The organism is Actinoplanes sp. NBRC 101535 (assembly GCF_030269225.1).
Taxonomy (GTDB): domain Bacteria; phylum Actinomycetota; class Actinomycetes; order Mycobacteriales; family Micromonosporaceae; genus Actinoplanes; species Actinoplanes rectilineatus.
This window is the reverse complement of record NZ_BSSY01000017.1, coordinates 151,316-169,868: the sequence shown is the minus strand read 5'-3', so window position 1 is coordinate 169,868 and position 18,553 is coordinate 151,316. Positions and strand designations below refer to the sequence as shown.

General features: G+C 70.7%; 16 protein-coding genes. 10 read left to right on the top strand and 6 right to left on the bottom strand.

What is annotated here, in order from left to right; all coding sequences use genetic code 11:
* Nucleotides 1-2: 2 nt before the first annotated feature.
* Entirely contained in the window at nucleotides 3-779 is a 777-nt protein-coding gene (locus tag QSK32_RS35470) for a hypothetical protein (protein WP_285474374.1), read from the bottom strand.
* Between the two features lie 258 nt (nucleotides 780-1,037).
* Between QSK32_RS35470 and QSK32_RS35465 the strand changes: the two genes are divergently transcribed.
* A complete protein-coding gene (locus QSK32_RS35465; RefSeq protein WP_285474373.1) occupies nucleotides 1,038-2,252 on the top strand; it encodes an oxygenase MpaB family protein in 1,215 nt (404 codons plus the stop codon).
* Nucleotides 2,253-2,256: 4 nt separating this feature from the next.
* Here the strand turns inward: QSK32_RS35465 and QSK32_RS35460 are convergent, their stop codons facing one another.
* Together QSK32_RS35460 and QSK32_RS35455 are read right to left on the bottom strand one after the other, a co-directional pair.
* Entirely contained in the window at nucleotides 2,257-3,417 is a 1,161-nt protein-coding gene (locus QSK32_RS35460; protein ID WP_285474372.1) for a TetR/AcrR family transcriptional regulator, read from the bottom strand.
* 51 nt (nucleotides 3,418-3,468) lie between these two features.
* Nucleotides 3,469-4,644 carry a macrolide family glycosyltransferase gene (locus tag QSK32_RS35455; RefSeq protein WP_285474371.1) on the bottom strand — a complete coding sequence of 392 codons (1,176 nt, stop codon included), beginning with the start codon at nucleotides 4,642-4,644 and terminating at the stop codon, nucleotides 3,469-3,471.
* 174 nt (nucleotides 4,645-4,818) lie between these two features.
* Between QSK32_RS35455 and QSK32_RS35450 the strand changes: the two genes are divergently transcribed.
* The 3 genes from QSK32_RS35450 to QSK32_RS35440 are packed head-to-tail and all read left to right on the top strand — an operon-like array spanning nucleotide 4,819 to nucleotide 6,443.
* A complete protein-coding gene (locus QSK32_RS35450) occupies nucleotides 4,819-5,439 on the top strand; it encodes a TetR/AcrR family transcriptional regulator (RefSeq protein WP_285474370.1) in 621 nt (206 codons plus the stop codon).
* A gap of 54 nt (nucleotides 5,440-5,493) precedes the next feature.
* Entirely contained in the window at nucleotides 5,494-5,970 is a 477-nt protein-coding gene (locus QSK32_RS35445) for a peptidoglycan-binding domain-containing protein (RefSeq protein WP_045747284.1), read from the top strand.
* A gap of 14 nt (nucleotides 5,971-5,984) precedes the next feature.
* Nucleotides 5,985-6,443, top strand: coding sequence for a peptidoglycan-binding domain-containing protein (locus tag QSK32_RS35440; RefSeq protein WP_285474369.1), 459 nt, complete (start codon nucleotides 5,985-5,987; stop codon nucleotides 6,441-6,443).
* A 1,326-nt stretch (nucleotides 6,444-7,769) separates the two neighbouring features.
* Here the strand turns inward: QSK32_RS35440 and QSK32_RS35435 are convergent.
* Entirely contained in the window at nucleotides 7,770-9,989 is a 2,220-nt protein-coding gene (locus tag QSK32_RS35435) for a putative bifunctional diguanylate cyclase/phosphodiesterase (protein WP_285474368.1), read from the bottom strand.
* Between the two features lie 43 nt (nucleotides 9,990-10,032).
* On the bottom strand, nucleotides 10,033-10,800 hold the full coding sequence (locus QSK32_RS35430; protein ID WP_045747178.1) for an IclR family transcriptional regulator domain-containing protein: 768 nt from the start codon (nucleotides 10,798-10,800) through the stop codon (nucleotides 10,033-10,035).
* Between the two features lie 100 nt (nucleotides 10,801-10,900).
* On the opposite strand from QSK32_RS35430, the gene QSK32_RS35425 reads away from it, so the two are divergent.
* From QSK32_RS35425 to QSK32_RS35410, 4 genes are read left to right on the top strand one after another with little or no spacing between them, the layout of a single operon-like run.
* Entirely contained in the window at nucleotides 10,901-11,854 is a 954-nt protein-coding gene (locus QSK32_RS35425) for an ABC transporter substrate-binding protein (RefSeq protein ID WP_045747179.1), read from the top strand.
* On the top strand, nucleotides 11,851-12,621 hold the full coding sequence (locus tag QSK32_RS35420; RefSeq protein WP_045747180.1) for an ABC transporter permease: 771 nt from the start codon (nucleotides 11,851-11,853) through the stop codon (nucleotides 12,619-12,621). The genes QSK32_RS35425 and QSK32_RS35420 overlap by 4 nt, the downstream gene beginning before the upstream one ends.
* On the top strand, nucleotides 12,621-13,394 hold the full coding sequence (locus QSK32_RS35415) for an ABC transporter permease (protein ID WP_285474367.1): 774 nt from the start codon (nucleotides 12,621-12,623) through the stop codon (nucleotides 13,392-13,394). The genes QSK32_RS35420 and QSK32_RS35415 overlap by 1 nt, the downstream gene beginning before the upstream one ends.
* 10 nt (nucleotides 13,395-13,404) lie before the next feature.
* Nucleotides 13,405-14,175 (top strand): ABC transporter ATP-binding protein, encoded by a 771-nt coding sequence (locus QSK32_RS35410; protein ID WP_285474366.1) that lies wholly within the window; start codon nucleotides 13,405-13,407, stop codon nucleotides 14,173-14,175.
* A gap of 263 nt (nucleotides 14,176-14,438) precedes the next feature.
* Here QSK32_RS35410 and QSK32_RS35405 read toward each other — a convergent pair whose 3' ends face one another.
* Nucleotides 14,439-16,043, bottom strand: a complete 1,605-nt coding sequence (locus tag QSK32_RS35405; RefSeq protein WP_045747182.1) for an alpha/beta hydrolase — start codon at nucleotides 16,041-16,043, stop codon at nucleotides 14,439-14,441.
* A 213-nt stretch (nucleotides 16,044-16,256) separates the two neighbouring features.
* On the opposite strand from QSK32_RS35405, the gene QSK32_RS35400 reads away from it, so the two are divergent.
* Both QSK32_RS35400 and QSK32_RS35395 read left to right on the top strand, forming a co-directional pair.
* Nucleotides 16,257-17,765: a M28 family peptidase gene (locus QSK32_RS35400; RefSeq protein WP_052721125.1), complete on the top strand. Its 1,509-nt coding sequence runs from the start codon at nucleotides 16,257-16,259 to the stop codon at nucleotides 17,763-17,765.
* Nucleotides 17,766-17,943: 178 nt separating this feature from the next.
* Entirely contained in the window at nucleotides 17,944-18,471 is a 528-nt protein-coding gene (locus QSK32_RS35395) for a DUF2510 domain-containing protein (RefSeq protein ID WP_285474365.1), read from the top strand.
* The last annotated feature ends 82 nt before the right edge of the window (nucleotides 18,472-18,553 follow it).

Here is an 18,553-nt window from a genome sequence, read left to right as displayed (position 1 = left end):
GATCACCGAGAATCCCCCGAACGGCTCGCCCTGTCGATCAACTCGCGCAGGATGGCGACCATGGCGGCGGGCAGCGGGTGGCGAGGGGCCAGCCAGTCGAGGACGGCGGTCGCGGCGGCGGCGTTGTGCGCGTACCCCGGAACCATCGTGGCCAGCGGCAGCACCTGCGGCGGATGGGCCCGCTCCACCCGCCGCGACGGGTCGAACAGGTCACGGTACAGCGGTTCACCACTGCCCAGCCGGGCCAGCGACACCACCCGGTCCACCGCCCGCACCTGGATCAGGCGGGACGCGGCCAGCCGCTCCCCCCGCAACTCCCGGTGCAGGCCCGACCAGAGCAGCGTGAGCGCCTCCCCGACGTGGAACTCCGGCGAGTCGTACGGCGTCCGGGGCGGCAGCACCTCGCTCTGGGTGAGCCCGGGCGGCGCGTCGGCCCGCCGCCACACCACCCGGGCGCCGGAGAACGGCAGGTGGGCGAGCTCCCGCGCGGTCACTATCCGGTACGCGGCGAGAATGCCGTCCGCATAGAGCGCGGTCCGCCCGTTCCGCTCGTGGGCATAGCTCCACAGCACCGGGCACGGCGCCTCCAGCCAGTCGGTGCGGTCCAGCAGCCGCCACACCGCCCGCTCCTGGGCCACGACCAGGAAGTCCAGTCCGGAGTGCTCGTCGAGGCGAGCCCGCTGCGCCCCGGCCGACCCGAGCGCGAGAAGCGCCACGGTGTCGGCGCGCTCGGACAGGACGGTGGCCAGTTCGTCGAGCCGGCGCAGGATCGGGTGCATCGTGCCCTCCACACTGAGATACCGGCGTATCCCTGAAGGACATCATCGATCCTCGATGCCCGTTGATCTAGACCCGTAGGTCATCGGGCGCAGGCCGAGTCCGCGACCGCCCGGCGGAACGGGGCCGCGCCGAGCGGCAGACTCCGCCCGGCATCCACTCTTGCCGATGGGTCGCGACGTCGCTATGTTAATGAAAAATCACATGTTGACGAAGATTGAAACACGGTCGTAGCTGGATGATCGGTAGGAGGTAAGCGAATGCAAAATCTCAGCAGACGAAGCATCCTGACCCTCGGCGCCGCCCTGGGTCTGGCGGGTGTGGCGGACCCGTCGCGGGCGTGGGCGTGGTCGTCCGCCGGCTCGATCGCGGCGACCGACACGGTCACCGATCCGTGGGGGGTGTGGGACGACGCCACCGATCCGCTCGTGGCGTCGCTCCTGGAGAACGGGCAGATCCCGGCGGTCAACACCGCGTTCGGGGCGTGGCGGCGCAACGGCGACCCGCTGCCCGGCGGCATCCCGGCCGGGCTCACCACCTGGCTCCAGCAGCACAACACGCTGCCGTCGTGGGCCGACCAGACCAAACTGGGCCGGGCCGCCCAGTTCAACAAGCGGATGAGCATGTACCTGTTCCTGCTCTACGGGCTGGGCAGCGGCATCATGAGCACGGCCATCCCGCGCGAGGCCCGCAACGTCTACTGGTCCGAGGGCGGCGGTGACATGCAGGCGCGCGCGGCCAAGACCTTCACCTACGGGTACGACCTGAGCGCGCTCGACGCCTTCCAGCCCACCGGCGGTTTCGTGGTGACGTCGAACAAGACCCGTCTGACGCACGCCGCGGTCCGTCACCTGCTGCCGCAGTCGGCGAAGTGGCGGGCCGTCACCGACGACCAGGATTTCATCCCGATCAGCAACGGCGACATCCTGGTCACGTTCCACAGCCTCGGCACCTATGTGTACGGGAAGCTGAAGTCCTGGGGCATCCGGATGTCGGCGGCCGAGGAGGAGGCGTACCTGCACCAGTGGCAGGTCGCCCTGCACCTGCTCGGTGTCCGCGACGACTTCATCCCGGCCAGCTGGGCGGCGGCGAAGGAACAGTCGGCGTACGCGCTGACACCGGTCATGGCGTCCACCCCGGAGGGCGTCGACCTGGCCGACATCCTGCTCAACCTGGTCGCGCAGGTCGATCTGGGCGTCACCCGCGGATTCCAGCGGGAGTTCGCCCGGTACGTGCTCAGTGACAGGATCGGCGACTGGTTGAAACTGCCGCGCGACTACGCGTCGCGTACCGTGATCGAGGTCGGCTGGCCCGCCTACGTCGCGTTCCGCGAGGGGTTGTCACCGGTCATCCCGAGCACGTTCTCGCTCTTCGACCAGTTCGTGCGGGGCCTGGCGATGCTGTTCCTCAACAACGGGACGTCGCCGACGTACACCCCGATCACCATCCCGACCGGGAACCGCCCCGGCACCTGAGGGTTCACAGCAGGGCGCCGATGACCAGGGCGGTGACCGTGTCCCGATGGCCGGGGGTGTCCTGCCAGCGCAGGGCGCGCCCGGCCTCGACCACCACGCCGAACCCGGCGTGCACCAGCAGGCGGGCCTGCCGGGCGTCGAGGTCCGGGCGGACGGTCCGCAGCTGCTGCTCCCAGACGGCGATGTGTTCGCGCTGGGCCAGGATCAACGGGCGCCGCAGACCGGCCGGCAGACCGGCGAGTTCCGCCTCGGCGACGCTGGTCAGGGCGTTGTGTTCGAAACTGTAGGCGACGTATGCCGCGGTCAGCGCGGTCAGTGCCGCGTCCGGCCCGGTCGCCCGGTGCAGGCTCCGCTCGACCGCCTGGGCGAGCAGTCCGGCCGCCTGCAGGCACGCGGCGACCAGGATGTCGACCTTGCCGGGGTAGTGCCGGTAGATCGCGGACGGGGCCAGCCCCACCGCCTGGGCGATCTGCCCGTTGGTGACGGTGGCGAAGCCGTCCCGGGCGAACAGCGGGACGGCCGCGGCGAGGATCTCGGCACGGCGGGTCCGCGGCACCGGCGGGGCGGGCAGGTCGACCGGTCCCGCGAGGCCTTCGGCCGCGGCCGGATCGGCGGCGACCACCCCGCGGGCCGAGGCGACGAGCAGGTCCTCGATGCGGCGCTGGGCGATCGAGGTGTGGTGCATGGTGACGGATCCGATCGCCCCGAGCGCCGCGACCGCCCGCAGACGTTCCGCCGGCCGCGGGTGCTCGCGGTGGACCGCCGTGGTCACCCGGTCGACGACGTGCCCGAACTTCGCCCGCAGCAGCCGCCGGTCGGCCCGGTCGAGGTAGCGGGCCTCCCAGCGGTAGAGGCCGCCCGACCGGCGGTGCGCGACCGTGACCCGGGTGAGGGCGGTGAGCACGGCGGTGAGGGCGGCCTCCGGACCGCAGGTGTCCAGGGCGGCGACGAGCCGGTCCACCATCAGGTCGGCGCACCCGGCGAAGAGCGCGTACTTGTTGGGGAAGTGCCGGTAGAGCGCGGGGGCACTGATGCCCACCGCCGTGGCGATCTCCTCCATCGAGGCGGCGTGGTAGCCGCGTTCGCTGAACACCTGGCCCGCCGCCTCGACGATGAGCTGCTTGCGGTTGCGCGGGCGGGCGGCTGCGGCCGGCCCGGCCGTCACCGGCGCGCTTCCACGGTCGGGGGCGGACGCAGAGCCATACGCGTCAGTCAATCACAGCGGGATCGACGCCTCGATGAGGTCGGCGGCGCGGTCGGCACCGCTGGCGGCCCGGACCTCCCGGCTCAGAGCGGCGCTGCGGGCGATCACCTCCGGGTCGGTGGTCAGCGCGATCAGGGCGTCGCGCAGCTCACCGGCGGTCACCGTCGCGCTCGCCACGACCCGGGCCACCCCGAGCGACGCCAGCTGCTCGGCGTTGGTGAACTGGTCGGAGGCCTGCGGCGCGGCGATCATCGGGACTCCGCAGTGGAGGCCCTCACTGCTGCCGCCCATGCCGGCGTGGGTGAGGAAGGCGTCCGCCTGCTCCAGGACGGCGAGCTGCGGCACCCACGGATGCAGCTCCACACTGTCCGGAATCGGCCCGAGATCGGCCGGGTCCACGTGACGGCCGATGTTGATCACCGTGTGCCAGCCCGGCAGGTCACCGAACGCGGTGATGCAGCGCCGGTAGAACTCGGGCTGCCGGGTGAAGGCCGACCCCAGCGAGACCAACAGGACCTTCTCGGCACCGGGCGGGCGGGTCCAGCCGCCCTGCTCCGCACGGGCGCCGAGGACCGGGCCGACGAAGCTGTAGACGGCGGGATCAACGCGGTCGGCCTGCGGTTGCAGGGCCTTCGGGAGAAGAGCGAGGCAGCGTACGGGACGGCCGAGGAACGCCGTGCTGTCGGTGACCGACGAGCCGTTCTCGGTGAGCCACGCCGTGAAGCGCCGGTAGTACTCCGCCCCGCGCGGGTCGGCGCGCAGGCCCTCGATCATCGGTGCCATGTCCTGCTCGTAGCCGTCCCAGGCCACGAAGGCCGGGGCGAGCTGGACCGCCGGGATCCCCCACTGCTCACCGAGGATCCGGGCCGGGGCGCCGGCGATGTCGTACAGGAACAGGTCCGGGCGATCGTCGGTGTAGGCGGCGCGCAGCTGCGGCAGCATCGAGGCCGCGTCGTCGAGGAAGACGGTGAGCTGCTCGATCGGGTCGTCGCTCCACACGTCGTCGCCGGTCGGGATCGTCGTCTTGTACGGCTTGAGCTCGGCGCCGGTCGCCTCGATCACGGCGGCGAAGGACGGGTCGTTGGCGTAGGTGACCCGATGACCGCGCCGGACGAGGGCGCGCATGACCTCCAGGCTCGGGTTGACGTGGCCGTGGGCCGGGATGCTGACCATGGCGATGTGGGACATGGGTTCCTCCACCTTGCGTTCTCGCGTGCTTGCGTTCTTCCGTGCTTGCGTTCTCGCGTTCTCGCGTTCTCGCGCTCTCGCCCTCAGAGGCGAGACGCAACGTCTCGTCTCAGACTGGCACGGGTCCGGTGCGCGGTCAAGACGGAACGTCTCGTCTCGCGTACCATCGGAGAGGTGACCGCCCCGCACCGCCGCAACGAACGCTCCCGCCGCGCCATCCTCGACGCCGCCCTGGCCCTACTGACCGAAACCGGCTACTCCCGCATGACCATCGAGGCGATCGCCGCCCGCGCCGGAGTCGGCAAACAGACGATCTACCGCTGGTGGCGCAGCAAAGGCGCCGTCGTCCTGGACGCCCTCGTCGACGGCCTCCCCGCGGCCGCCGCCCTCCCGGACACCGGCGACATCCACGCCGACCTGCGCGCCGTCATCCGCGCCACGGTCGCCGAATTCGCCGACCCGCACCTGTCCGCCACCACCCGCGCCCTCACCATCGAAACCCTGGCCGACGACGAACTGGCCGCCCAAGTCCGCGACCGGCTGCTACGCCCACAACTCGACCAGGTCCGCGACCGCCTGGAATCAGCCCGGCGCGCCGGGCAGATCCGCGACGACGCCCCCCTCGACCAGGTGGTGGAACTGCTCTTCGGGCCGATCTACCACCGCTGGCTGCTACGCACCGGCCCGCTCACCGAGCCCTACGCCGACACCCTCGTGACGCTGGCCCTCACCGCGGCGTGCCAACCGACTGTCGGCCCGGCGACTGAGCGGCAACCCGATCTCCACGCGGAGTGACGATGTCGGCGTCGAAGCGGCCACCGACGGCCGCACCAGGAGGAGATGATCGAGATGGCACTGGACCCCTGGCCCCAGATCCGCAAAGGTCACAAGGCACACCCGGTGCTCACCCTGCAGTACCTGCTCCGCGCCCACGGGCACACGGTGACCCCCGACGACGAGTTCGGGCCGCAGACCGAGACCGCGGTCCGCGCCTTCCAGACAGCCAAGAGACTCACCGTCGACGGCATCGCCGGCCCGCAGACCTGGCAGGCCCTGGTCACCACGGTCCGCCGCGGCGACCGGAGCGACTCGGTCCGCGCCGCCCAGCAGGAATTCGAATACCGCAGCAAACCACTGCTGGTGGTGGACGGCGAATTCGGCCCGGCCACCGAGGACGTGGTCCGCCGGTGGCAGCAGTTCGTCAAGGACCGCGGCGAAACCGCCATGATCGTCGACGGCGTCGTCGGCCCGCAGACCTGGCAGTCCCTGATCAGCGGCATGTACTTCTTCTTCCCGCGCACCAGCGAGGCCGGCAACGCGGTCTGAGAGGAGAGATCAGCATGGCACTACAGCCGTGGCCGCAACTCCGGCAAGGCCACAAAGCCCATCCGGTGCCCAGCCTGCAGTACCACCTGCGGGCCCGCGGGCACACCGTGGTGGTGGACGGCGACTTCGGCCCCAAGACCGACACCGCGGTCCGCGCCTTCCAGAAACAGAAAAACCTGGTCGTGGACGGCATCGCCGGCCCACGGACCTGGCAGGCCCTGGTCACCACGGTCCGCCGCGGCGACGAGGGCGACGCGGTCCGCTCCGCCCAGGAGGAGTTGCAGGCCCGCAACCTGTCCGGCGACCCGTCCAAGGCGCCGGCTGTCGACGGCGACTTCGGCCCGCAGACCGAAAAGGCCGTCCGGAACTGGCAGCAGGCGATCCACGACGTCGACGAGCCGGCCATGCTGGTCGACGGCATCGTCGGCGGGCAGACGTGGCAGTCCCTGATCAGTGGCATGCACCTCGGCTGATCCACAGCCCGATCAAGACGGCGAACGCACCCACAGTCCGGAGATCACGGATCACGGATCATGGTCCACAGATCGCGGTCTACGGATCACGGGCCACGGATCACGGGCCACGGATCAGGGCTCACAGTCCGCGGTCAGCGGCGATCGAGTTACTACGGTGATCGTCGTCCGTGGCGGTGCACGCACCCGATGACCGTGAAACGCGATGGTGGGCGCACCCGATAGCTGCGGACGGCGATGTGGGCGCACCCGTGCTCCTTCAGGAGACCGCCGCCTGGCGAACCGCTACGTGGGCGCACCCGGCGAACCGCGAGGTGTGCACTTCCGCCACCCGCCAATCGCCACCCGCCAGCCGCCACCCGCCAGCGGCCAATCGCCAGCCGCCAATCGCGACGTGAGCGCACCCAGTGACTGGGTTGGGTGCGTTCACCATCCGCGATAGGACGGTGGCAGCACCCGATCACGGTTTCGGGTGCTGCCACCGCCCTGCACTTCCGGCACCGCCCGGATCGGGCGCCCTCGGCATATCCCGGGATATCCCGGTAAATCCGAAAAGATACCCGCGAGCGGCAGTCGATGGCTTCGAGCCGACCGCCACGACCACGACCACGACCACGACCACGACCACGACGGGATACTCGAACGACCGCTGAGCACGGCCGCACACCCCGGGCCGTCGCACACGGCTCTCCCCCAGCCGCTGACCAGCCATAGACGACGGCCACACAGCCCGAGCCGTCGCACACGGCTCCCCGCCAGCCGCTGACCAGCCATAGACGACGGCCACACAGCCCGAGCCGTCGCACACGGCTCCCCGCCAGCCCCTGACCAGCCATAGACGACGGCCACACACCCCGAGCCGTCGCACACAGCTCCCCGCCAGCCCCTGACCAGCCATAGACGACGGCCACACAGCCCGAGCCGTCGCACACGGCTGACCACCGCTCCGAAAACAGCCACCGACGACGGCCGACGATCCTGAGCCGTCAGCCAGGGCTCCCCTTCGCGCGGTTGAACAGGCTGAACGACGGCTGACCGGACGATGACGGCTCATATCACCTGAACAGCAACTAACCGACCGGCGGCGGCTCGCCAAGTGGCGTCAACGGGCGGAGGCGGCTCGCCGGCGAACGGCAGTTCGCAACAGGCGGTGGTCGGCTCACCCGCGGACGGCGCTCGCCGACGAGCAGCGGCTGCCGGGCGAGAACTACCGGGCGGGAGAGCGGGACCCTCCACGGGAGGAACGCTCGGAATGCTGGGGGCTCGGGGACGCGTAGCTGCTGAGGGAGGTGTGGCTCGTACACGAAAAAAGAGGGAGGAAGGTGATCAGCTTGCGGCGGAGGTCATGTGGCGGGTGAGGAAGTCGGGCTGCGGGACCGGCTTGCTGAAGAAGTAGCCCTGGCCCAGGTGGTAGCCCAGTTCCCGCAGGTAGTCCGCCTGCTCGGCAGTCTCGACGCCCTCGGCCACCGCTCGCAGGCCCAGGCCCGTGGTGACGTGGATGAGGGCGTCGACGATCACCGGTTTCTTGCCCGGTTCGATGATCTCGTCGACGAAGGACTTGTCGACCTTGATGACGTCCACCGGGACGGTGCGGAGCAGGCCCAGGGATGAGTGGCCGGTGCCGAAGTCGTCGAGGGCTATCCGGACGCCGCTGCGGTGCAGGGCCTCGACGGCTTCGACGGCGGTGCCGCCGGTGAACAGGGCCGTCTCGGTGACCTCGACCAGCAGGGCGGCGGGCGGCAGGCCGGTCTCGGTGAGGATTCCGGCCACCACGTCGGGGAAGCCGGGTTCGCTGAGCTGGCGGGCCGAGACGTTGACGCTGACGTAGCCGGGTGCGGCGTCGCCGAGGTCGCGGTGCCAGGTGGCGAACTGGCGGCAGGAGGTGCGCATCACCCATTCGCCGAGTTCCACGATGAGGCCGTTGTCCTCCGCTACCGGGATGAAGGCGGCGGGGCTGACGAAACCGCGGACCGGGTGCTGCCAGCGAACCAGGGCCTCCACCGCTACCGTGCTGCCGTCGCACAGGGCGACGATCGGCTGGTAGACGACGTGGAAGTCGCCGTCGTCGAGGCTGTGCCGCAGGTCGGCGGCGAGGCGTTCGGCGGCTTCGGCGCGTTCGTCGAGGTCGGCGGTGTAGTCGAGGACGGGCAGGCCGGCGGCTTTGGCGGCGTAGCGGGCGGTGTCGGCGCGGCGGACCAGTTCGCCGGCGGGGATGTCGCCGTGGCTGACGGCCACACCGAGGCGGGCGTTGAGCAGCAGTTCGTGTTCGCCGGCCTGGACCGGGTGGCGCAGCAGGTCGAGGAGCCGTTCGGCGACTGTTTCGCCGTTCCGGCGCGGGGCCGAGCGGACCAGGACGGCGAATTCGTCGGCGCCGAGGCGGGCCACCAGGTCGTCGCCGCGGACCCGGTCGCGCAGCAGGGCGGCGACCGCGGCCAGGGCCTGGTCGCCGACGGCCCGGCCGAGGCGGTCGTTGATGTGTTTGAAGCCGGCCAGGTCGATGACGATGACGTGGCAGGGTCCGGCGGCGACGGCTTCGGCGACCCGCAGGTCGAACTCGCGACGGTTGGGCAGGCCGGTCAGGTCGTCGTGCATGGCGAGTTCGCGCAGCTGCCCGGCCTGGTGGTCGACGCGGGCGATGTATCCGGACATCCTACTGACGATCAGCACGAACAGGGCCATCGACCCGAATGCGACGGCGCCCCAGCTGAACCGGCCGCCGGTGCGTTCCTGGATCAGCAGGGTGGCCGGGACCATCAGCATCGAGGCGGTCAGGACGATCAGGCGGGACCGGCCGAGACCGTCGATGTCGGGGGGCGGCACCTTCATCGTGGGGTGTGCGGCGGCGGCCGCCCAGAGGATGTACGCGAGCAGGAACCCCGCCCAGACCAGTTCCTGACTGTCCGCCAGCACCTGCGGGAACAGTGTGTAGACGACGTTGCAGACCAGCGTCAGGGTGGCGCCGGCCGTCAGCAGCCACAGGCTCACCGTCCGGGGGCCGCGGCGCAGCAGGATCGGCGTGACCACCCCGCAGACCAGCACGCTGGCGGTCGGGTAGCCGACGCTGACGATCCGGGCCGGCAGCGGCAGACCGGTGTCGGTGAGCACCGGCTCGATCACGAACGTCCAGTACACGATGCCGATGCCGATCGCCACGATCGCCGAGTCGATCAGGTTGCCGGACCAGACCGGGCCGCGCTGGCGGGTCAGCCCGAACAGGCCCACCACCAGCGGCGGGTAGGCGCTCAGGTAGAGGTAGTCGGCCGGGGACGGGTAGGCCTGGCTGTGCATGACGAGTTGCTGGTAGGCGAAGACCGCGTCGCCGAGGACCCAGAGGATCAGGCCGGCGAGGAAGACGCTCCAGGAGCCGAGCGCGGCCGGCCGGTGCCGGCGGATGCCGGCGACGACCACGGCGCACGCGAGCAGCCCGGACAGCGGTGACAGGCCGAGTTTCCACCAGCCCCAGGGCAGCACGGGGTAGAGGACCGCCGCTGCGGTCCCGCCCGCGAGCCACGCCCACCACCAGGTGCGGGCGCCCAAGGTCGTCACGCTCACACCCTTCGGCGGGGAGCCTGAGAAGTTGAGCGCCGGGTCACACGCCGATCATCAGGTCCGCTTCGATCGCGGCGGCGGCGGCCCGCAGCGGGGGCAGCAGACGGTCGCGGACGTCGTCGAGGGTGGTCCGGGCCGCGTGCACGGAGATGTTGACGGCGCCGACCGTCGCGCCGGTGCGGTCGCGGATCGGCACGGCGACCGCGCGCAGGCCCTCTTCGAGCTCCTGATCGACCACGGCGTACCCCTGGATGCGAATTCGGGCGATCTCCGCGCGCAGCGCGGCGGGGGAACAGAGCGTGCGGTCCGTCAGCTGCCGCAGGTGCGCTCTTCGGAGGTACGCGGTGAGCCCGGTCTCCGGCAGGGCGGCGAGCAGCACCCGGCCCATCGAGGTGGCGTACGCCGGGAAGCGGGTGCCGACGTTGATCGTGACGGTCATGATGCGGCTGGTCGGCACCCGGGCGACGTAGACGATGTCGTCGCCGTCGAGCACCGACACCGACGAGGATTCGTGCACCTCGGCGACCAGGTGTTCGAGGTGGGGTTCGGCGACTTCGGGCAGGGTCAGCCCGGACAGGAAGGCGTAGCCGAGTTCGAGCACCCGCGGGGTGAGCGAGAACAGCCGGCCGTCGGTGCGGACGTATCCGAGGTCGGTGAGGGTCAGCAGGAACCGCCGGGCGGCCGCCCTGGTCAGCCCGCAGGACCGGGCGACGTCACTGAGGGTGAGCTCGCGGTGTGTCGCGTCGAACGCCCGGATGACGGCCAGTCCCCGTTCCAGCGACTGCACGTAGTACGGTTCCCGCGACATCAAGTGATCGAAGCCAATCGTTGACGTGACACGGGGCACATCTTAGCGTTCTCGATGAGAACTCATGTTCGTTGTGCGCACACATTTCGAAGGAGTAGACATGCGGCGCTTCCTCGCGGGGATGACGGCGATGGTGCTCGCCGGGTCCCTTGCGGCATGCGGATCGTCCGACGACGCGTCCGGCACGGACGGCGTGGACGCCGTCAAGGTCGGCGTCATCCCGATCATCGACGTGGCCCCGATCTATCTCGGCCAGAAGCAGGGCTTCTTCAAGTCCCGCAACATCGAGCTGACGCTCGAGAGCGGCCAGGGCGGCGCGGCGATCGTGCCCGGCGTGGTGAGCGGCCAGTTCCAGTTCGGCTTCAGCAACCTGACCTCGCTGATGATCGCCCAGACCAAGAACGTGCCGATCAAGGCGGTGGCCGCGGGTGTCGCGTCGACCGGCCAGGACGGTGCCGACTTCGGTGGTGTGGTGGTCAAGGCGGACAGCCCGATCAAGACCGCGGCCGACCTGGCCGGCAAGAAGATCTCGGTGAACACGCTGAAGAACATCGGCGACACCGTGGTCCGCGAGTCGGTCCGCAAGAAGGGCGGCGACCCGAAGGACATCGCATTCGTCGAGATGCCGTTCCCGAACATGCCGGCCGCGCTCGCCGAGGGCCAGATCGACGCCGCGTGGGTGGTCGAGCCGCAGCTCTCCACGATCAAGGCGGCCGGTGGCCGGGTGGTCGCGTCGACGTTCGTGGACGCGGCGCCGAACCTGACCGTGGCGGCGTACTTCGCCTCGACGAAGCTGGTCCAGGAGGACGCGGACCTGGTCAAGCGCTTCACCGAGGCGATCAACGAGTCGCTGACGTACGCCGACGCGCACCCCGACGAGGTGCGGGAGGTGCTCGGGTCGTACACGAAGATCGACGAGAAGTTGCGGGCGTCGCTGATCCTGCCGAAGTGGCCGGTGGAGATCAACGAGGCGTCGGTCCAGAAACTGGCCGAACTCGGCAACACCGACGGCATCTTCACCGGCAGCCCGGATCTGGCGGAACTGCTGCCGTGACCCGGTTCCGGCCTGTTCTTCTGGGTGCGGCGGGCCTGGCCGGGCTGCTCCTGGTGATCGAGCTGGCGCCCCGGACCGGGCTGGTCGACGAGCGGTTCCTGCCGCCGGCCAGCCGGATCCTGGCGGCGCTCGCCCGGGAGGCCGGGTCACCGGCCTTCTGGGCGGCGCTCGGCGACACCCTGGTGGCGTGGGCGCTGGGGCTGGCCGTCGCGGCCGGCGCCGGCGTCCTGGCCGGGCTGGTGATCGGCTCGGTGCCGGCGTTGCGGGCGCTGACCGCCTCGACGGTGGAGTTCCTGCGGCCGATCCCGTCGGTCGCGCTGATCCCGCTGGCGGTGCTGCTCTACGGCACCGGGCTCGGCTCGACCCTGATGCTGGTCTGCTACGCCGCGTTCTGGCAGGTGCTGGTGCAGGTGCTCTACGGGGTGGCGGACGTCGACCCGGTGGCGTTCGAGACGGCCCGCAGTTTCCGGTTCTCGCCGTGGGCCCGGGTCCGTTACGTGCTGTGGCCGACGGCGCTGCCCTACGTCTTCACCGGGGTACGCCTGGCGGCCTCGGTGGCGCTGGTGCTGGCGATCACGGCCGAGCTGGTGATCGGCTCGCCCGGTCTCGGCAAGGAGATCGCGGTGGCGCAGGCCTCCGAGGCGGTGCCGGCGATGTACGCGCTGATCGTGGTCACCGGCCTGCTCGGCGTCGTGATCAACGTGGCGGCGCGGTTCTCCGAGCGGCGTTTCCTGGCATGGCACCAGTCGGTGCGAGGTGAGATCTAGTGTCATTCATACGGAAAATCGGATATGCGGTGGGGCTGCCGCTGATCCTGTTCGGCCTGTGGTTCGTGCTCAGTTCCGGTAGCGAAAGCTTCTACGCTCCCCCGCTCGGCACCATTCTGACCGCATTCGGCGACACCTGGACCTGGCCCGCGATCCGCGCCGACGTGCTGCCCAGCCTGCTCCGCCTGGCCGCCGGCTACCTACTCGCCGCCGTGGTCGGCGTGACCCTCGGCGTCGCGATCGGCCTGGACCGCCGGCTGCGCGCCACCGTCGAGCCGGTGCTGGAGTTCTTCCGGGCCGTTCCGCCGCCGGTTCTCGTACCGGTGATCATGCTGTTCGCCGGCATCGGTGACGCGATGAAGGTGATCGTGATCGTCTTCGGCTGCGTCTGGCCGATCCTGCTCAACACGGTCGAGGGTGTGCGCGCGGTGGACAGCGTGCAGCTGGAGACCGCCCGCGCGTACGGCGTCACCGGCCCGGCCCGGATCACCCGCGTGATCCTGCCGTCGGCGAGCCCGCAGATCGCGGCCGGACTGCGCCAGGCGCTGTCCATCGCGATCATCCTGATGGTGATCAGTGAGATGTTCGCGGCCAGCAACGGCCTCGGCTTCACCATCGTCCAGTTCCAGCGCAGCTTCGCGATCCCCGAGATGTGGAGCGGGATCATCCTGCTCGGACTGCTCGGCTTCGGTCTGTCGCTGCTCTTCCGGCTCGCCGAACGGCGGGCCCTGCGGTGGTACGAGGGCCTGCGCGCCGCGCAGCGCACACGTTAGGGGGTCGGCGATGCTCGAGGTGAAGGGCCTACGGAAGGTCTACCAGGCCGGCGGCCGGGAGGTGGAGGCGCTGCGCGACCTGACGTTCACGGTGGACCGCGGCGAGCTGGTCTGCCTGGTCGGCCCGTCCGGCTGCGGCAAGACCACGCTGCTGCGCTGCGTCGCGGGCCTGCTCGACCCGAGCGGCGGCGAGGTCGCGGTGGACGGCAAGGCGGTGGACGGCCCGCCGCCGGGCATGGCGGTCGTCTTCCAGGAGTACGGGCGGAGCCTGTTCCCCTGGATGACCGTGAAGGCCAACGTCGAACTGCCGCTGAAGCAGAAGAAGGTGCCGAAGCCGCGGCGCGCCGAACTGGTCGAACAGTCCCTGGACGCGGTCGGCCTGACCGGCAACGCGGACGCGTACCCGTGGCAGCTCTCCGGCGGCATGCAGCAGCGGGTGGCGATCGCGCGGGCCGTCGCCTACGAGCCGCGGACGCTGCTGATGGACGAACCGTTCGCGGCGGTCGACGCGCAGACCCGGGCCGACCTGGAGGACCTGGTCCGCTCGCTGTGGAAGCGGCTGGACGTGACCATCCTGTTCGTCACGCACGACATCGACGAGTCGGTCTATCTGGGACAGCGGGTGGTGATGCTGTCGTCGTCGCCGACCGTGGTCCAGGACGAGCTGACGATCGACCTGCCGGCCGAGCGGGACCAGCTGACCACCCGGGCGGATCCGCGGTTCGCCGAGTTGCGGACCAAGGTCTACCAGCAGATCCAGCTGGCCAAGAAGGGCGCCTGACACCGCTCGCGTGTTGAGTTCGGGCGCTCAGCACGCCCAAACTCAACACACCCAAACCGGCGTGGTGACTTCGGGCGCCCAGCACACCCAAACTCAACACACCCAAACCGGCGTGGTGACTTCGGGCGCCCAACACGCCCAAACTCAACACACCCAAACCGGCGTGGTGACTTCGGGCGCGCAGCACGCCTGAAATCAACACACCCAAGCCGGTGTGGTGAGTTTGGGCGCGCAGCGCGCCCGAAATCAACACACCGGGGGACTCAGCGAGCGCCGATCGCCTCGCGGATCTCGGCGCGGGCGGAGTCCGGAGCGGACCGCAGGGTGGCCGCCGCCGACGGATCCGGCTGCGGGTTGGGCTCACACTGCACGTCGGAGCGGTTGCCGCGGACCCGGTCCGGCAGGGCGCCGGTGGCCAGGTAGGCGGCGATCAGGTCGTCAGTGCAGGCGATGCCGTTGAGCGAGCCGGAATGCGTGGTGCCCCCGACGCCCTCGATCAGCACCGACTTCGGGAAGCGCTTGCGTACCTCGATCGCCCCGGAGTACGGCGTCGCGGCGTCGTACGTCTCGGCGATCAGCAGCGACGCGGGCGCCTTCCTGCCGTTGATCTCGACCGGCTTGCCGGCCTTGGCGCCCCAGGTGAGGCAGGGCGCGTTGAACCAGGCGTTGTTCCAGGCCATGAACGGGTACTTGGCGTGGATCGCCCAGTTGTCCCGCTGCCACGTCGACCACCGGGTCGGCCATTGCACGTCGGTGCACTCGGTCGCCAGGTACATCGCGTAGCCGTTGTCCGCGCCGGCACCGCCCGGCTCGCCGTACAGGCCGAGCAGACCGGAGGCGTCCTTGTCGTTGACCCAGGCGGCGAACGCCTCGGCGATCGACTCCCAGCCGTAGACGTAGTAGCCGGCGGACAGGAAGATGTCGTTGAACTCGGACGGGCCGATCTTGCCGGCCGCCGGGGTCTTCCGCAGCGCCTCGAGGGTGGCGTAGTACTTCTTCTCCACCGTCCTGGCGCTGGTGCCCAGGTGGTACACGGCGTCGTTGCGGGCGACCCACGCCCAGTACACGTCCATGTTCTTGTCGAACTGGACGTCCTGGTCGAGGTTGGCGTCGTACCACACCCGGCGGGGGTCGACGACACCGTCGAAGACCAGCCGGCGGACCTTGTCCGGGTGCAGCGTCGCGTAGACCTGGCCCAGGTAGGTGCCGTACGAGAAACCGTAGTAGTTGATCTTCGACTGGCCGAGCGCCTTGCGCAGGCTCTCCATGTCGGCGACCGTGTCGGTCGTCTTCACGTGGTCGAGCAGGGCACCGCCGGCGGCGTCACAGGCCTTCGCGTATCCGGCGGCCTTCGCCAGCCAGGTCTTCTCCAGCGCCTTGGTGACCGGCACGTAGTAGGGCCGGTTGTAGCCGGCGTAGCCCGGGTCGCAGCTCAGCGCCGGGACGCTGGACCCGACACCGCGCGGGTCGAACCCGATCCAGTCGTAGTACTCCCCCGCTCCGTCCGGGACGAACTCGCCCAGGATGGCGAGACCGAGACCGGAACCGCCGGGACCACCCGGGTTGACGAGCATGACGCCCTGGTAGTCGGCGTCGGCGGACTTGTGCTTGATCCGGGACACCGCGACCTTGATCGTGGCGCCCTTCGGCTTGGCGTAGTCCAGCGGGACGACCAGGAAGCCGCACTGCGCGCCGCGGGCGACCAGACTGGCCCGGGTGCAGACTCCCCAGTCGATGGGTGGTGGCGTGTAACCGCCCTTGGTGGCTCCTGTCGTGACCCCGTGCGCCTGTGCCGTCGCCGGGATCACGCCGGCGCCGAGGAGCAGGCCGACAGTTGCGGCGATGGTGGCCGCAAGGACTCTTCGCATCCTCTGCCTTCCGTTCACTGTGGTCGATCGATCTCTCGCACAGTAAACATTCGTCGATGGACGGGCGCCCGGTCGCGGCGGTGATTCATTTGCCGGATCATCGGGTTGCGGAACGGTCGATGCGATAGGTGTCGATTGATATGCCCTGCTGACCTGGTTCCTCTGCGATGCTCGGGCGACCTTCCGTTCCCTAGGCATCCACGGAGGACACCCGTGCGAGCATTCCCCCTCCTCGGCGTCGCGGCGCTGATCGCCGGCGGCCTGTCCGCGGCCACCCCGGCGTACGCGGCGGCCGCCCCGGACATCCCGGTCGCCAACGTCAAGGCGCACCTGACCCAGCTACAGAGCATCGCCACCGCCAACGGCGGCAACCGGGCGCACGGCCGGGCCGGGTACCTGGCCTCGGTCACCTACGTGAAAGGCCTGCTGGACGCGGCCGGATTCACCACCACACAGCAGTCGTTCACCTACAACGGCGCGACCGGGTACAACCTGATCGCCGACTGGCCGGGCGGCGACACGTCCGACACGCTGATGATCGGCGGGCACCTGGACAGCGTCACCGCGGGCCCCGGCATCAACGACAACGGCTCCGGCTCGGCCGGCATCCTCGAGGTGGCGCTGCAGGTGTCCCGCTCGAACTTCCAGCCCGGCCGGCATCTGCGGTTCGGCTGGTGGGGCGCCGAGGAACTCGGGTTGCGGGGCTCGACCGCGTACGTGAACTCGCTGAGCACCGCGCAGAAGGCGGCGATCACCGGGTACCTGAACTTCGACATGATCGGCTCCCCCAACCCCGGCTACTTCCTCTACGACGGGGACAACTCGGACAACACCGGGTCGGGACCGGGACCGGCCGGATCCGCGGAGATCGAACAGGTGCTCGCCGACTACTTCACGTCCATCGGGGTGCCGACCCGCGGCACCGACTTCGACGGGCGCAGCGATTACGGGCCGTTCATCGCGGCCGGCATCCCGGCCGGCGGCACCTTCACCGGGGCGGAGGGCACCAAGACCGCCGCGCAGGTGACGCTCTGGGGCGGCACGGCCACCCGCTTCGACCCGTGCTACCACGCGGCCTGCGACACCAGCACGAACATCAGCGACACCGCGCTGGACCGCAACACGGACGCCATCGCGTACGCCGTCTGGACCTTGGCGGACAGCGCGGGCGAACCGCCGACCGGGACCACCGTCTGGTCCGACGGCTTCGAGACGGCGACCACCTGGACGCGCGGCACGGCCGACACCGCGACGGCCGGTCTGCTCGAACGCGGCAACCCGGAGGCGACCACCAGCTCCGGCGTGGCCACCCAGCTGGACGCGGCGGCCGGCGGCAGCTACGCCCTGGTCACCGGGGCGACGGCCGGGGCGAGCGCGGGCGCGAACGACCTGGACGGTGGCACCACCGGCCTCACCTCCCCGGCGATCACCCTGCCGTCGACGGGGACGTTGACGCTGAACCTGAGCTGGTACCTGGCGTACCTGAACAACGCGACGAGCGCCGACTACCTGCGGGTGAGCGTGGTGACCGGCTCGGGCAGCACGATCGTGCTGTCGCAGACTGCCGCGGCGGCGAACAAGGCGGCGGCGTGGACGACCGGCACGGCGAACCTGTCGGCGTACGCCGGGCAGACGATCCGGCTGACCGTGGAGGCGGCCGACCTGGGGACGGCGTCACTGGTCGAGGCCGCGGTGGACGACCTGCGGATCGTCCAGTCCTGAGACGGGGCAACCCTCGCTGTGGTGGGCCGCCCCGTGGGCCCACCACAGCACCCCGTGACGCCGCGGAAAATCAGCGGGCGGGACGGGTGAGGGCTCAAGCGGCCGGGTGCGCCGCCGATCGGGACGGCGGCAGCACCGCATCGCCCCGCATGACGAGCCCGCAGGAGGACCGCCCCGCATGACGAGCCCCGCGCAGCCCGCCGGCTGGTACGCCGACCCGCACGGCCTGCCCGCGCAGCGCTGGTGGGACGGGCACCGCTGGACCGAGCACGTGCAGCCGGGCGGCACGCCGATTCCACCGGTCACCGGGTTCTTCCCGCCGATGGCGCCGCGCGGGCGGGCCGCGCCGGGACCGCACACGGTGGCGCCGACCGACCCCGAGCAGGCGGAGATCTTCGCGGCCCGCCAGCAGATCATGCCGGGCAGCGTGCCGCCGGTGAGCCCGCCGGCAGGGCCGTTCCTGCGGCCCGCCGGCCCGGAGAACGCCGGGGACCCCGCGGAGGCCATGCCCACGGCGGAGGTCCCGCCGATGTACCGGATGCCGCCGGTGGACGCCGCCCCGGCTCTGCCGCGACCGGCCGTCTCCCCTTCCGGCACGCCCTCCGCCGGGGAGGCGCCGGGCCCACGACGTTGGCGGCTCAGCCCGATCCTGCTGGCCACGCTCGGCGTCGTCGCCCTGGCGGTGATCGCCTACCTCGTCGCCTGAATCGCCCGGAGTGACCGATCACGGATAGAAGGCTGCGATCCTCCCACGGGGTCGCTAACGTGACGGTCCCCCTCCCGGAGAG

Coding starts and splice junctions, on each gene's coding strand:
- QSK32_RS35440 (WP_285474369.1), top strand. CDS start 5,985: ATGGCACTACAGCCGTGGCCGCAACTCCGGCAAGGCCACAAAGCCCAT.
- QSK32_RS35465 (WP_285474373.1), top strand. CDS start 1,038: ATGCAAAATCTCAGCAGACGAAGCATCCTGACCCTCGGCGCCGCCCTG.
- QSK32_RS35455 (WP_285474371.1), bottom strand. CDS start 4,644: ATGTCCCACATCGCCATGGTCAGCATCCCGGCCCACGGCCACGTCAAC.
- QSK32_RS35410 (WP_285474366.1), top strand. CDS start 13,405: ATGCTCGAGGTGAAGGGCCTACGGAAGGTCTACCAGGCCGGCGGCCGG.
- QSK32_RS35430 (WP_045747178.1), bottom strand. CDS start 10,800: ATGTCGCGGGAACCGTACTACGTGCAGTCGCTGGAACGGGGACTGGCC.
- QSK32_RS35395 (WP_285474365.1), top strand. CDS start 17,944: ATGACGAGCCCCGCGCAGCCCGCCGGCTGGTACGCCGACCCGCACGGC.
- QSK32_RS35425 (WP_045747179.1), top strand. CDS start 10,901: ATGCGGCGCTTCCTCGCGGGGATGACGGCGATGGTGCTCGCCGGGTCC.
- QSK32_RS35445 (WP_045747284.1), top strand. CDS start 5,494: ATGGCACTGGACCCCTGGCCCCAGATCCGCAAAGGTCACAAGGCACAC.
- QSK32_RS35405 (WP_045747182.1), bottom strand. CDS start 16,043: ATGCGAAGAGTCCTTGCGGCCACCATCGCCGCAACTGTCGGCCTGCTC.
- QSK32_RS35470 (WP_285474374.1), bottom strand. CDS start 779: ATGCACCCGATCCTGCGCCGGCTCGACGAACTGGCCACCGTCCTGTCC.